The sequence below is a fragment of the Paenibacillus alginolyticus DSM 5050 = NBRC 15375 genome (genome assembly GCF_000422905.1).
GTDB classification, from domain to species: Bacteria; Bacillota; Bacilli; order Paenibacillales; family NBRC-103111; genus Paenibacillus_E; species Paenibacillus_E alginolyticus.
Map to the genome: position 1 here is coordinate 68,949 of NZ_AUGY01000017.1, position 12,177 is coordinate 81,125.

Annotated in this window: 16 protein-coding genes; 5 read left to right on the top strand and 11 right to left on the bottom strand. The window is 46.9% G+C overall.

Going from position 1 to position 12,177, the window contains the following annotated elements:
• Positions 1-13: 13 nt before the first annotated feature.
• From G519_RS0109600 to G519_RS0109635, 8 genes are all read right to left on the bottom strand, one after another.
• Positions 14-592, bottom strand: a complete 579-nt coding sequence (locus tag G519_RS0109600) for a TetR/AcrR family transcriptional regulator (RefSeq protein ID WP_029194496.1) — start codon at positions 590-592, stop codon at positions 14-16.
• Between the two features lie 193 nt (positions 593-785).
• Positions 786-998: a YneF family protein gene (locus G519_RS0109605; protein WP_029194497.1), complete on the bottom strand. Its 213-nt coding sequence runs from the start codon at positions 996-998 to the stop codon at positions 786-788.
• An 87-nt stretch (positions 999-1,085) separates the two neighbouring features.
• Positions 1,086-2,117: an HD-GYP domain-containing protein gene (locus G519_RS0109610; RefSeq protein WP_029194498.1), complete on the bottom strand. Its 1,032-nt coding sequence runs from the start codon at positions 2,115-2,117 to the stop codon at positions 1,086-1,088.
• A 17-nt stretch (positions 2,118-2,134) separates the two neighbouring features.
• Positions 2,135-2,689 (bottom strand): methylated-DNA--[protein]-cysteine S-methyltransferase, encoded by a 555-nt coding sequence (locus G519_RS0109615; RefSeq protein WP_029194499.1) that lies wholly within the window; start codon positions 2,687-2,689, stop codon positions 2,135-2,137.
• Positions 2,686-3,882, bottom strand: coding sequence for a tRNA epoxyqueuosine(34) reductase QueG (gene queG, locus G519_RS0109620; protein WP_051253286.1), 1,197 nt, complete (start codon positions 3,880-3,882; stop codon positions 2,686-2,688). Before queG ends, G519_RS0109615 begins: the two co-directional genes overlap by 4 nt.
• Positions 3,883-3,918: 36 nt before the next feature.
• Positions 3,919-4,518, bottom strand: a complete 600-nt coding sequence (gene lepB / locus G519_RS0109625) for a signal peptidase I (RefSeq protein WP_029194501.1) — start codon at positions 4,516-4,518, stop codon at positions 3,919-3,921.
• Positions 4,519-5,073 carry a DUF402 domain-containing protein gene (locus G519_RS0109630; protein WP_029194502.1) on the bottom strand — a complete coding sequence of 185 codons (555 nt, stop codon included), beginning with the start codon at positions 5,071-5,073 and terminating at the stop codon, positions 4,519-4,521.
• 141 nt (positions 5,074-5,214) lie between these two features.
• Positions 5,215-5,646, bottom strand: a complete 432-nt coding sequence (locus G519_RS0109635; RefSeq protein ID WP_029194503.1) for a GNAT family N-acetyltransferase — start codon at positions 5,644-5,646, stop codon at positions 5,215-5,217.
• A gap of 280 nt (positions 5,647-5,926) precedes the next feature.
• Between G519_RS0109635 and G519_RS42425 the strand changes: the two genes are divergently transcribed.
• Positions 5,927-6,133 carry a hypothetical protein gene (locus G519_RS42425; protein ID WP_036632516.1) on the top strand — a complete coding sequence of 69 codons (207 nt, stop codon included), beginning with the start codon at positions 5,927-5,929 and terminating at the stop codon, positions 6,131-6,133.
• An 84-nt stretch (positions 6,134-6,217) separates the two neighbouring features.
• Complete coding sequence (locus tag G519_RS0109645; protein WP_029194504.1) at positions 6,218-6,829, top strand: superoxide dismutase; 612 nt, start codon at positions 6,218-6,220, stop codon at positions 6,827-6,829.
• 415 nt (positions 6,830-7,244) lie between these two features.
• Here the strand turns inward: G519_RS0109645 and G519_RS0109655 are convergent, their stop codons facing one another.
• On the bottom strand, positions 7,245-7,880 hold the full coding sequence (locus G519_RS0109655) for a LysE family translocator (protein ID WP_029194505.1): 636 nt from the start codon (positions 7,878-7,880) through the stop codon (positions 7,245-7,247).
• A 318-nt stretch (positions 7,881-8,198) separates the two neighbouring features.
• On the opposite strand from G519_RS0109655, the gene G519_RS0109660 reads away from it, so the two are divergent.
• A complete protein-coding gene (locus tag G519_RS0109660; protein WP_036632518.1) occupies positions 8,199-8,882 on the top strand; it encodes a Crp/Fnr family transcriptional regulator in 684 nt (227 codons plus the stop codon).
• Between the two features lie 31 nt (positions 8,883-8,913).
• On the opposite strand, the gene mutY is transcribed toward G519_RS0109660, so the two are convergent.
• On the bottom strand, positions 8,914-10,038 hold the full coding sequence (mutY, locus tag G519_RS0109665; RefSeq protein ID WP_029194507.1) for an A/G-specific adenine glycosylase: 1,125 nt from the start codon (positions 10,036-10,038) through the stop codon (positions 8,914-8,916).
• A gap of 99 nt (positions 10,039-10,137) precedes the next feature.
• Between mutY and G519_RS42430 the strand changes: the two genes are divergently transcribed.
• Together G519_RS42430 and G519_RS0109675 are read left to right on the top strand one after the other, a co-directional pair.
• The gene (locus tag G519_RS42430; RefSeq protein WP_051253287.1) at positions 10,138-10,800 is read left to right on the top strand and encodes a hypothetical protein; all 663 of its coding nucleotides are present in this window, start codon (positions 10,138-10,140) and stop codon (positions 10,798-10,800) included.
• 324 nt (positions 10,801-11,124) lie between these two features.
• The gene (locus tag G519_RS0109675; RefSeq protein ID WP_051253288.1) at positions 11,125-11,532 is read left to right on the top strand and encodes a c-type cytochrome; all 408 of its coding nucleotides are present in this window, start codon (positions 11,125-11,127) and stop codon (positions 11,530-11,532) included.
• An 8-nt stretch (positions 11,533-11,540) separates the two neighbouring features.
• Here the strand turns inward: G519_RS0109675 and acpS are convergent, their stop codons facing one another.
• Positions 11,541-11,927 carry a holo-ACP synthase gene (acpS, locus tag G519_RS0109680; protein ID WP_029194509.1) on the bottom strand — a complete coding sequence of 129 codons (387 nt, stop codon included), beginning with the start codon at positions 11,925-11,927 and terminating at the stop codon, positions 11,541-11,543.
• Positions 11,928-12,177 lie beyond the last annotated feature (250 nt).

Here is a 12,177-nt window from a genome sequence, read left to right on the forward strand (position 1 = left end):
TCTTTCTTATCCTCTACCCTATACAAACGGTCAAAACCTTGATACTGTCGCGCAGCGCTCTGCTGTCTTTGTGCGTTTTGGTAAGCAGCACACCACCCTGTAGAAGGGATACGATCGGAGTCGCCAGCTCCACTGGGGTTAACCCCTGCAGCAGCAGCTCGCCTTGTCTCTTACCTTCCTGCAAACAGGATTCCACCTCAGCCGTAAGCTCACTGAAAAAGCGGCTTAACGGCTTACGCAGCTCCTCAGAACTATCACTCAGCTCCAAGGCCAGATTACCGAAGAAGCAGCCTCTGCGGCATTCATGCTCCTCACAAAACGCAAGCATGTATTCAAACAATGCCAGCACCCGCTGCTTCGGCGATAATTGCGCATTACCCAAGCTAGGCTCCATCACTGAATGCCGCATCTCCTGCACCTTGCGCTCAATAACTTTCAAACCTAACTCTTCTTTACTTTTAAAATGGTAATAAAAATTGCTCTTGCATACTCCGCTGATCGTCAATATATCTTCCAGACCCGTTCCTTGAAAACCATGATCGTGAAATAAATCCATGGCTGCTTCCATGATGCGGTCTTTGTTGCTAGCCATCGCTTGAGCCACCTCTGAATAGTACTGGTATGTCCTACTTTGAGCTACACTCACATTAGGAAAGACTTTGAGCTACACTCAAAGATCCCTATATTAGATCCCTATAATTATATAGTAGGAAGGGCTCGTGCTGCCACCGTTCGTACGGTTAAACAGCAAAGCCCTTTTTGAAGGGTTATTCGAACCCTACGTATTATTTCCACTTTTGGTTTTTCATCATTTGTTGTGCTTTGTTTAGCTGCTGCTTATTCATGTTGTAGCCCATTTGTTTGGCCATTTTTTGCAGCATTTCCGGATTGTTCTGCATGGATTCCAGCTGTCTTTTTAAATAGAATACGCCGATAAAGAACCCACCTACCAAGCCAACAATTAACGTGAGAATTGGAATCAGATAACTCCACATCATTTATGCCCCCTGCATATACAAATTGGTATCAATTGCTTGCCCTATCATATCATTTCTGCTCATCTTTTTACAAATGACTAACCCTAATTACAGAACTTGTTCGATGAAAATGGTCGTATGCTTGGCTAGATCCATTTCTTTGATATCCAGTTCTTTATCCATCCCATTTTGCTTCACGATTCGCACAATCGGACGGCTTGGCAATCCTCTATGCTGCCCGACCACGACGCCCGTCTCCCGATTGGACAAACGAACGGAAGCTCCCGTCGGATAGATCGAGACGATTTTCAGAAACTGGATCAAGACATCGCGATCAAGCTTGGTCTCCGCTAACGCCATCATATGCTCGCAAGCCTCATGCGGCAGCATGCGGCGCCCTAAGGAGACATCAAAGAGCAGATTATCGTACATATTCGCGACGGCCGTAATTTTCGCATAAATATGAATCTCTTCACTCATAAGTCCTCTCGGAACCCCTTGGCCGTTAAGCATTTCATGATGCTGGAAGGCTACATGGGCGATGAGCAGGCTGAATTCACGCTTGTTCTTCAGTAGCTCGAAGCCGCGCCAAGTATGATGCCTCTTCATGTCGGGCGATTCATCATCGCAAACAAGCTCCACCTTACCCACATCATGCAGAAGCGCACCAATAGCGAGCTCCTTCAATTGGGTTCCATTGAACCCCATATTGATCCCAATGAGCACGGCCATCATACAGACATTCGTTGCATGGACATACATCTCGTTATCTTGCGTACGAATATCCGTCAACTGCACGAGTACATCACGATTTTTCATGATCTCATCGAGCAGTGTATTAATCGAAATACTCATAGCACGCGAGTTAAATTCCTTACCAGACTGGATAGCCGCGAACGTTTGGCCCATTTGCTGCATAACGATACGTTTGGTTTCATCCGAAAGGATTTCAGGGATTTCTACATCCTCTAGGTTCGGGTCTTTGATATAAATCATTGTGACTCCGATTCGGTTAAGCGTGTTAATCATAAACACCGTTAAATGCACATCTTCTGAAAGCAAAATTGCTCCATTGCTGGCAAATATCGTTCGGCCCAAAATTTGACCCGGCTCAACGGAATCCAAATGCACATATTTCATAGGATTCACTCCACGTTTTATTTATTAGTTATTACCGTATTCAGGCCTCGTTCCAAATCGAGCAAGCGCACTTTAATGGGAAGACCTCCGCCATAGCCAACAAGGTCGCCGCTAGCTCCAATGATGCGATGACAAGGGATAATGACGGGAATTGGGTTTTTATTGTTAGCTCCACCAACCGCTCTGACGGCTTTCGGTGAGCCTATGGCTTCTGCAATATGTTTATAGGAAGCTGTCTCTCCATATGGAATAGAAAGCAGTGCTGTCCATACTTGTTTCTGGAAATCAGTTCCATGCAAATCCAGTTCACCCTCAAAGCTTACACGTTCTCTTCTAAAATACTGCTCCAACTGCTGCACAATCGGTTCGAGCTGGGAGGCATTCTCTTGCAGCTCATGCCTGCCAAACCAGCGGTCAGCCCATTGCTGAAGATTCTCTCGGTTCTGTTCATAGGTGCCGAAATCGACCTTGCAGAGTCCCTGTAAGGTCGATATAAGAACAAGCGGACCTATTGGAGAGGCAACCTCCGCATAGGAAAGGACGGTCGCAGCTTGTGTCTGTTTCTGTGTCATATCTGCTCTTTCTCCCCCATATCAGCTGTAAAATGGCTAATTATGTCGAGCGCCTTCTCGATATCCAGCATAACTGCGGGTTCCTGCTCGGCTGCTCGGGCTTTATCAAGAGCGGCAGCTGCATCTTCGCCGCCAATCCGCCCTAGTGCCCACGCAGCCGTAGCCCTGATCTCAGGGCGCGGATCGGCCAGCAGCAGCTCTCTTAGGACAGGCACAGCTGTCTTGTCCTTGAAATTCCCGAGCGCGATAATGGCATTGCGCTGGATCGGCTTCTTGCCCCTCCAGGACGCTGCAATGCGCCCGTACTGTTCTTTGAAATCCTTGTTCGACATCGTCAGCAAGGGGATTAATAAAGGCTTGACCTTCTCGGGGTCAGGCTCGAGCTCTGGATGATGCGTCCAGTTCATCCCCTTGTTCTTCGGGCAGACGATCTGGCAGGTATCGCAGCCATAGAGACGGTTGCCGATTTTGAGCTTAAACTCGTCATCGACATAGCCTTTGGTCTGCGTGATGAAGGAAATGCAGCGGCTTGAGTTCAGCTGTCCTGGTCCCACCAGCGCTCCCGTGGGACAAGCATCGATACAAATCGTGCAGTCCCCGCACTGATCCATAATAGATGTATCGGATGTAAACGGTATATTCGTGATCATTTCGCCCAAATAAACCCACGATCCCCACTCGGGGGTGATGACGGCGCAGTTTTTGCCGGTCCAGCCGATCCCTGCCCGCTCGGCTACGGCGCGGTCGACGAGTGCGCCTGTGTCGACCATGCTTTGCAGTCTCGCGTCAGGCACGCGCTGCGTGATGAAAGCCTCCAGCTTCGCGAGCCGATCGCGAAGCACGTCGTGGTAGTCGCTCCCCCACGAGGAGCGCGAAATAATCCCCCGATACGCCCCAGGCTCGGATCGGGGAGGGTTCGGCAGTTTCGACGGGTACGCAACAGCGATGGAAATGATCGACTGCGGCGCGTCGAAGCTTAAGCTTGGATGTACCCGCTTCTCGATATCCGGCTCCTCGAAGCCGGATTCAAACCCCTTCTCCCTATGGCGGAGAAGGATCTCTTTCAGTTCTGTGAACGGCTCCGCTGATGTGAAGCCGATTTTATCAATACCGAGGGACGGCGCGGCTTCCACGATCTCTTGTTGTAGCCTGCGCCAATCCGCATCTGTTCCTGCTGCTATGGAAACCGCCAACCCTCTCACCTCTCTCTTCTTTCGCGTCAATTAAGTTTAAAGCTTTGCGGCCATCGCGAATGGCCACAGCACATACTCGGCCCGTCCTTGGATCTGGCCGATCGGGACAGCCCCGAACCTGCGGCTGTCGCCACTTGCCGCCGCATGGCGGTTATCGCCCATCACGAAGACGTGGCCTTGCCCGACGCGTGTCGGTCCAAAGTCTCCGTCCTCGATGAGCGAGTCCGTATACGGCTCCTCCATCTTGTCGCCGTTGATATACAAATATCCGGCTCGGCCCTGCACCTCGTCGCCGGCAATCGCGACAATCCTTTTAACCAAGAAAGGATGCTGCACCGTGACAAACTCCTCAGACTCTTTGAGAATGACAATCTCTCCGCGTTTTGGCGCCTTCAGGTATGTAATTGCTTTGTTCACGAACAACCACTCCCCCTCTTGCAAGGTCGGCTGCATCGAGTGACCTCGTACCGTGGAAAGATTGAATCCGAATTGGTGTACGAGAATAACGACAAGAAGAGCTACAAGAATGGATTTCGTCCAATCCCATAGCTCATGGGTTAGGCTTTTAGCCTCATGATAGTTCTTAGGCTGAGAAGCTGTTTTATTCGATTCACTGCGTCCTACAAAGAAGCTCATTTATGCTCCTCCGTTCTTATACTTTTCCCACTGCTCGTAATAATACATGACCATATCATCTTGAAACGGCGGCTTGTCAGCGTTCACCAGCGCAAGCAAAGCTGCAAGACCGTCCTTCACCTTCGTCTCCACAAGCGAAGAATAATGATAATTCAGTTTATGGCGTTCATATTCATCTTGATCTACGATATGCACGGAACGATCCGGCATCCGAATAACATCAAGGTCGTAGTCAATATAAGTCAGTACTTGCTGTGTCACATACAGTGGAGATGCGACATTGCAGTAGTATCTAACACCTGTTTCTTCTATGAGTGCAACAATATTAAACCACTTTTTGGGAATAAAAAAAGATACCCCTGGAATTCGGCTAACCCATTCCTTGCCGTCCGCTTCCTGGATCTTGGTCTGACTGTTAATAAACACCATCATTTCTTGCTGCTGATGATCGGCATGCAGGATGTGCTGCGGTACTCGCCAATTCGTTAGCCACATCCGGTGAAGATGTCCATCATGTTTGAAGCTTTTTATCACATACGGCGCGAAGTTATCCATGTCCAAAGCTCCTCTATTCATTGCTGCCGAAAAGTTCCCATATTATATAGAAAAGCATATCTGACCCCCAATTGCAATGGCGGCACAGATATGCTTCCCTCGTTCCAAATCTATTCATTTCATGGACATCCGAACGATCAGTTAAACACTGACTTTCTTCACAATGCTAAGACGATGTGCGGTACGGGAAAAGTCCGATGTGCTGTAACCAACAGACTCGTACACAGGCAGCACCATTTCATTGTGGACATCAACCGTCACCATAATCTTCTTCACGTTCCGTTGAAGGAACCTTTGCTTCATTGCTTCGATCAAAGCTTTACCGATACCTTTACGTTGATACTCTGTTGCAACTGCGATCCGATAGTAGTAGCCATTGTTGTTATCAATCGTACCGATAATCAGGCCTACAACTTCCTCTTCTTCTTGAGCGATTAAAACAAGCTCTGTATCCCATGATAGCTGACGTGCAAATGCTTCAATCGTTTCCTCATAGCAGGTTTCCGATAAAACATCCTGCAGAAGTGTCTTCACCGAAGAGGTATCACCAAGCTGAAATGAACGAACGTGCATACGGTTCTCTCCCAATTCCACATTAGATTGTTAGGATCAATTTTCTGGTAAAGTAGTAAATACGACAAAAAAGTCCGGAATCCTGCTAAAAATGTGTTAAAATTCACAAAAAACTTTGTTTTTTTCGTATTTCCTCTTGAAAGCGCTTAAATGCAAGCGTTTTCACCAAATTTTTTCAAAATTTAACTTTTATTTGGTTTAAAAGATATTACCTCATGTATAAAAATCGTGATAACGTCGGATTTTATAGAAGGATGTGCAAAGAACGGGAGGTGAATTCATGTCAAACAATGAAGAGATCGGTGATTCATACCCACGAAAAATACGTGATTTTCAGGTACTGAGCTCCATAAAACCTAGCGAATGGACGGAGATCGAACTTCGGTACAATCACAGTGCCATGAGCGATTTATCTCCTTGGCTCAATGAACAAGGAACCCATATTCACAGTCAAATCATCCAAGAAATTGAGCGCCGAGGTGTCTGACTTAGTAAACATACATGTTGCTTTATTATCGAAATTCCTTCATAATGAAGTTGAAACTACATAATTTTAGGAGGTATTTATACAATGGCACATCAATTACCAGCTCTTCCGTACGCGAACAACGCACTTGAGCCACACATCGATGCAAAAACAATGGAAATTCACCACGATCGTCACCATAACGCCTATGTTACCAACCTGAATGCAGCTCTGGACAAACACCCTGCTCTGCATGACAAATCCTTAAACGACCTGATCGCTGACCTGAACAGCCTTCCTGAAGATATCCGTACAGCCGTTCGTAACAATGGTGGCGGACACGCAAACCACTCCCTGTTCTGGGAAACAATCGGACCAGAAGCTGGCGGAGCACCTACTGGCGCTTTAGCAGCAGCTATCGAGAGCGAGCTTGGCGGCTTTGACAAATTCAAAGCAGACTTCGCTGCAGCAGCTACAACACGTTTTGGCTCTGGCTGGGCTTTCCTAGCTGTTGACAAAGCTGGCAAATTGAAAGTATACAGCTTGCCTAACCAAGACAGCCCGATCATGGAAGGCGAAACGCCAGTCCTTGGTCTTGACGTTTGGGAGCATGCTTACTACCTGAACTACCAAAACAAACGCCCTGACTACATCGCGGCTTTCTGGAACGTTGTGAACTGGAACGAAGTTGGCAAACGTTACGACGCTGCGAAGTAATAACTGTGCATAGCGAAAGCGACCCCGCGGGGTCGCTTTTTTTTAATACGGACACTATTCGCATTAGTGTGGCAAAACATTCATGAGTTATTGAGTTCGTAGCGCAAACTGGATCTCACAAGCTCTGAGGTATCTGAATTCCATTGGAGTAAATCCAATAAAACTCCTAATCAACCTTTGGCTATCCGACTTTCATTGGAGAAAACCCAACAGAATCTAAAATTTTCCATGAATATTAACTTTCAGGGGCAGTTCGATTGGAAATAATCCAATGGTAGATGTCAATGTTAAGCCTGAATGGGAAAGACATTGGATAAAATCCAATGGTTTATGTAAACGTGAGGCTGCCAAGCAACAAATAAGCGCGAAAACCGCGCTTTCAGAAAATCAAAATTCCCTATACAACAAGTGACGATTATTGAGGCGCCTTGGTTTGAAGCAGCTTTAATCCCATTCCAATAAAGATAATGCCCGTTATTTTGTTTAAAACCGTGCCGATCTTCGCGCTTCCTCTTACTTTTTTGGTTATGTACGAAGAGAAATAGGCAATAAAGAGACACCATAGCAATCCAGTGAACGTAAACGTAAGCCCCAGAATAATAAATGGGATAGGCCCTGAAGCCTTTTTATCAATAAATTGCGGGAGAAAGGCAATGAAAAATAAAGAAACTTTTGGGTTCGTTAGACTGGTTAAAAGCCCTTGTGTGTATATTTTGCTTATATTTTGTTTATTAGACTCGGAAGCAGCACTAAAGTTGACATTTGTTTTATCAAGCAACATTTTGATTCCAAGATAAACCAAATAGATGACTCCAACTATTTTTATGATATTGAATAGGAGAAGTGACTTCGTAAGTATGATCGATAGACCAAAAGCAACTAATAGGGTATGGATTAAAGAACCACTTATAATTCCATAAACCGAGTAAATACCCGCATTTCTCCCCTGGGAAATACTTCTTCCCATCACATACATGGTGTCTGCACCAGGAATAAGATTCAGGAGAATTCCTGTAAGCAAAAACACCTCATAATTAACTATTCCATACATATTGGCACCCCCATCTTTTTTTAGTTCTTATCATATTAATGCAAGTTTTATAAATAGAACAGACTTTTTTCAAATACCGCTATGGATGATACTTTTTGAATCCCTCATTCAATAGACCTTTCCGGACATCACACGCTGGAAGTTCTTTACGCAAACACCGGAAAGCTGTACGATATAGACATGGTCAAGCTGTTCCGTAGGCAACGTCGCGATATCTCCTCTAGGCTTCTTTATTCCCTGAATTACAGATAAATTCAAGATTGTAGAAATTGGTGAACAGCTGGTCTCTTAATTTGGCCGAAATGAGAGGAATGCCTGGTGAAAACAATTGTATCTTTACTCCAAAATGTCCCCTTATTTCAAGAGCTTTCAGAAGAAGATTTACAGGCAATCGCCCCTTTATTCACAGAAAAAAAAGCAAAAAAGGGCGGAATTCTTTTTCTCGAGGGTGATGAAGGTGAAGAATTATTTCTTATTAAATCAGGTGTCGTGAAAATATATCGCTTGGATGAAGCCAAGGAAATTATTCTTGCTTTGTTTCGTGATGGGGATTTTTTCGGAGAAATGTCCTTGATAGGCAGTGGCCATACTCGATCAGCAACCGCCGAAACGCTGGAAACTTGCACACTTTATGTCCTTAAACGTACGGTATTCGCTCAGTTCATGGAGAAGAGCCCTAAGCTATGCTTAAAGCTGCTAGAAACAACGATGGGACGACTGCGTCGGGCCAATGATCAAATCTACGACCTTACGTTCTTAGGGGTTCGCTCTCGAATCTTAAAGACCATTATCCGTCTATCCGAGCAGCATGGTGTACCTACACCGGAGGGTCTTCTGATTAATGTAAAACTAACACATCAACAGCTAGCTAATATGGTTGGCACTGTGCGAGAGTCCGTAACCAAGGTGTTGCAAGAGCTCCTCGATGACGAATTCATACAAATTGATAAAAAGTTAATCACATTAAGAAACGTGGATGCCATTAAGGGCGAAATTCGATAAAGGTCTATATAAAAAGAGAAAAACAGAAGAGTTACTCCTCGTTTCTCTCCTGCCACTCTCTCATAATCCGTATAAAAACGTTCGGAAAAGCGTATTGATCAAGTTCGTCCGGGCCTACCCAGCGATAATGAAAAGGGATCCATTCTCCCCCAGTACTAGGGCGATTAGCGTTGCTTAGCTTGGCGCGGTATACTTTCATTTTCCAAACGATATGGCTGAAAATATGTTCTGTATCCATGAACCACTCGTCAGGCTCAATACCGATTTGCTCCTGATCCATAAGGGCTTGACGGAGCTCGCTCCTATTATCCTCATCCGAATGCCACCCCTCAGACTTCCAGGCCACATGCGGCAGCTCCCACATACGAGCGAGCAACCCCTCTTGCGGACGCTGCCTGATCAACCATTTCCCTTCGTTCTCACCCGTACCTTCTATTAAAGCCACTGCACGCAGTTCTGGGCGCGGAGGTTTGGCTTTCTTTTTGATAGGCAGGGCCTCTTCCATACCAGCTTCACGTGCGGAGCAATGTGCCATAACAGGGCATGTCAAACAGTGCGGTGAACGAGGCGTACATACCATAGCCCCAAGCTCCATCAAGGCTTGATTGAAGTCACTTGCCGTACCTTCTAAGATGAGTTCGCGTGCCAGCTTCTCCATTTTGGTCCGTGTTGCGGGCTTCATAATATCTTCTTCGATTAGAAAATAGCGCGACAGGACTCGCATAACATTGCCGTCCACGGCAGGTTCAGGTTTATTATAGGCGATGCTGAGGATCGCTCCTGATGTGTAGGGGCCGACGCCTTTGAGCGAGGAAATCTCCTCTTTGTTTTGGGGGACGATACCGTCATAACGCTCGTGAACTTCTCTTACTGCTGATTGTAGGTTTCTTGCGCGCGAGTAATATCCGAGCCCTTCCCAAGCTTTGAGCACGTTCTCCTCTGGCGCCGTAGCCAATGCCTCAACCGTTGGAAATTGATCGACGAAGCGATGGAAATACGGAATCACCGTATCCACCCGCGTTTGCTGCAGCATGACTTCGGAAATCCATATATAATAAGGGTTTTTGCTTCTTCGCCATGGTAAATCTCGTTTATGGGTTTGGTACCAATCCAATAGATTTTTGGAAAAATAAACCTTCTGTTCTTCGCTGTACATGAGCTCTCCTTCTCTATGGGACACGTTCCAGTTATAATGAATGAATGGACATGTTTCCATTATACGAGAAGTGTGGAACATAAAACTAGAGGTGAATGTATGCAAAACTCAAAACAAAAGGATTTGGCAAATACGAATCAGCAGAACTTGGAGAATCAAAAGCGGCAGAACATGGAGGATAAAAGAAAAGCATGGATCGGTCAAGCTAACGCATTAATCCCGCTTCTGTTCATTTGGGGTGCGGAATGGATATTCAGCGCGCTTGTTGATGTTGCGATCTATTGGCGCGACTTGGATTGGTTGAAGCAGGCGGCATTTATCACAGCGGTTGTGGCAAGCTTGATTCAGATATGGAGCCTGCGTAAGGAGTTTAGGGCCGAATCAGGTGAAGGCGCACGGGAAAGATCAGCTGGCTCTCTTGCACAGGCAGGAGCAAGGTCAAGTGAACGCAGTGGCTGGGGACATCCAGCGCTACTAGTGCTGCCTGGAGCGATGCTCGTTGCAGCCGTTGCTCTGCTCGAAGCCATTGGCGCTGTTAGTCCGCTTTTCGCACCCGTGCTGCGAGCGTTCATTCTCGCCATCGGTTTCGTACAGGTCGGACTTCTGCTAGGCAGACCTCTTGTTTACCTTGGCTTGTGGCTGTTCGCCTTGTCTGCGCTGATGGGCGTGTGGTACTTAGGTTACTCCGGTGTTGTGCTTGAAGGAATGGGCGGCATCAGCCTTATTCTAAGCGGGTATATGCTGCGTGTTTGGGGACGGTAATTGGAATGAGATAAAAGCAGAAATGATGTAAAAAGCGCATCAAATTCAGGCTTACACCTCCCGTTTCAGAAGAGAACGTGCAAAAAGTGCATCTAATATGGCGGATAGCCTCCATTTCCAGCTATAATGTGGGAATTTGATGCACAAAATGCATGATAACTCTTCAGATCAGAAAAAAAATGATTATTAGATGCACTTTTTGCATCTTTTTGGAAATCTACCGCATGCCTAGTCTATCTCCCTCTGCCAAAGTTTGGTGCTAGCCAACTGGTAGCATAGTGAGACAAGCGCAAGAATTAACCCCAGCATAGGAGGAAGCTCGCTATGGAACAAAACAAAAAGGCTTGCACTCGCGCAAGCCTGAATAAATATCTGACCTACGCGCTCGTCATCGCGCCGATGGTTCTGGCGCTCGCCGCGTGCGGCGGTGGTACTTCGGGCGGCAGCGCCGCCACGAAGACACCGGCAGCAACCGCGGCAGCCGAGAGCAACCCTGCGTTCGTGAAAGCGCAGGAGCTCTTCACAACGAACAAGTGCATCAGCTGCCACGGTGTAGATCTTGCTGGCAAAGTCGGCCCGAAGACGAATTTGCAAAAGGTCGGCAGCAGACTGAGCAGCGAGCAAATCGCCAATAAGATCAAGAATGGCGGAGGCGGCATGCCTGTCTATAAAACCACGATTTCCGAAGAGGAAATCGCACTTCTATCCGACTGGCTCAATTCGAAGAAGTAGTCGCCGACTTAGAGCTTCTCGACGATAGCATAGGCGGCAGCCATCGATTCCGTATGTGTAATGCTAATATGGATGCGGTGGCTGCCTATTAAGCCTGCCCGCAGCAGCGCTGCCTCGTTCACAAGGCATACCGGTTTGCCAAGTTCATCCGGCAGCACCTCGACGTCTTGAAAACCGATTTGCTTGCCAATGCCGCAGCCAATCGCCTTAACAATGGCCTCCTTAGCCGCAAAACGGCCTGAAGCAAACTCAGCAAGACGGCCACGCCGTCTCTGCGCCAATTCCCTCTCCTGAGGCGTTAGAATACGCTCAAGAAACCTTTCGCCCGTAGAACCCTCTAACATTTTGCGAAGCCGTGCAATTTCAACTAAATCCGTTCCGACCCCAATAATCATAGACTCCTGAGCCCCACTTTTCTTGCAACGTTGTGCGTACAATTTACATGATTCCTTGCTTGCGGTCAAGGGGGAGAGGGGACTGTCCATACTTGACCCTAGTCAATCCCTGTTCATTCTCATGAATGGGGGAAGCGCCTATGTTGAAGAGAGATGTCGGTCAAGCAGTTCTCCCCCCTGCTCTTCATTCTCCAACGCTTACTTCAAGGTAAGTAAGTTACACTATTTTCAGCTCTTATGCCGAGCCGCG

Coding starts and splice junctions, on each gene's coding strand:
- G519_RS0109600 (WP_029194496.1), bottom strand. CDS start 592: ATGGCTAGCAACAAAGACCGCATCATGGAAGCAGCCATGGATTTATTT.
- G519_RS0109605 (WP_029194497.1), bottom strand. CDS start 998: ATGATGTGGAGTTATCTGATTCCAATTCTCACGTTAATTGTTGGCTTG.
- G519_RS0109610 (WP_029194498.1), bottom strand. CDS start 2,117: ATGAAATATGTGCATTTGGATTCCGTTGAGCCGGGTCAAATTTTGGGC.
- G519_RS0109615 (WP_029194499.1), bottom strand. CDS start 2,689: ATGACACAGAAACAGACACAAGCTGCGACCGTCCTTTCCTATGCGGAG.
- lepB (WP_029194501.1), bottom strand. CDS start 4,518: ATGAGCTTCTTTGTAGGACGCAGTGAATCGAATAAAACAGCTTCTCAG.
- G519_RS0109630 (WP_029194502.1), bottom strand. CDS start 5,073: ATGGATAACTTCGCGCCGTATGTGATAAAAAGCTTCAAACATGATGGA.
- G519_RS0109635 (WP_029194503.1), bottom strand. CDS start 5,646: ATGCACGTTCGTTCATTTCAGCTTGGTGATACCTCTTCGGTGAAGACA.
- G519_RS42425 (WP_036632516.1), top strand. CDS start 5,927: ATGTCAAACAATGAAGAGATCGGTGATTCATACCCACGAAAAATACGT.
- G519_RS0109645 (WP_029194504.1), top strand. CDS start 6,218: ATGGCACATCAATTACCAGCTCTTCCGTACGCGAACAACGCACTTGAG.
- G519_RS0109655 (WP_029194505.1), bottom strand. CDS start 7,880: ATGTATGGAATAGTTAATTATGAGGTGTTTTTGCTTACAGGAATTCTC.
- mutY (WP_029194507.1), bottom strand. CDS start 10,038: ATGTACAGCGAAGAACAGAAGGTTTATTTTTCCAAAAATCTATTGGAT.
- G519_RS42430 (WP_051253287.1), top strand. CDS start 10,138: ATGCAAAACTCAAAACAAAAGGATTTGGCAAATACGAATCAGCAGAAC.
- G519_RS0109675 (WP_051253288.1), top strand. CDS start 11,125: ATGGAACAAAACAAAAAGGCTTGCACTCGCGCAAGCCTGAATAAATAT.
- acpS (WP_029194509.1), bottom strand. CDS start 11,927: ATGATTATTGGGGTCGGAACGGATTTAGTTGAAATTGCACGGCTTCGC.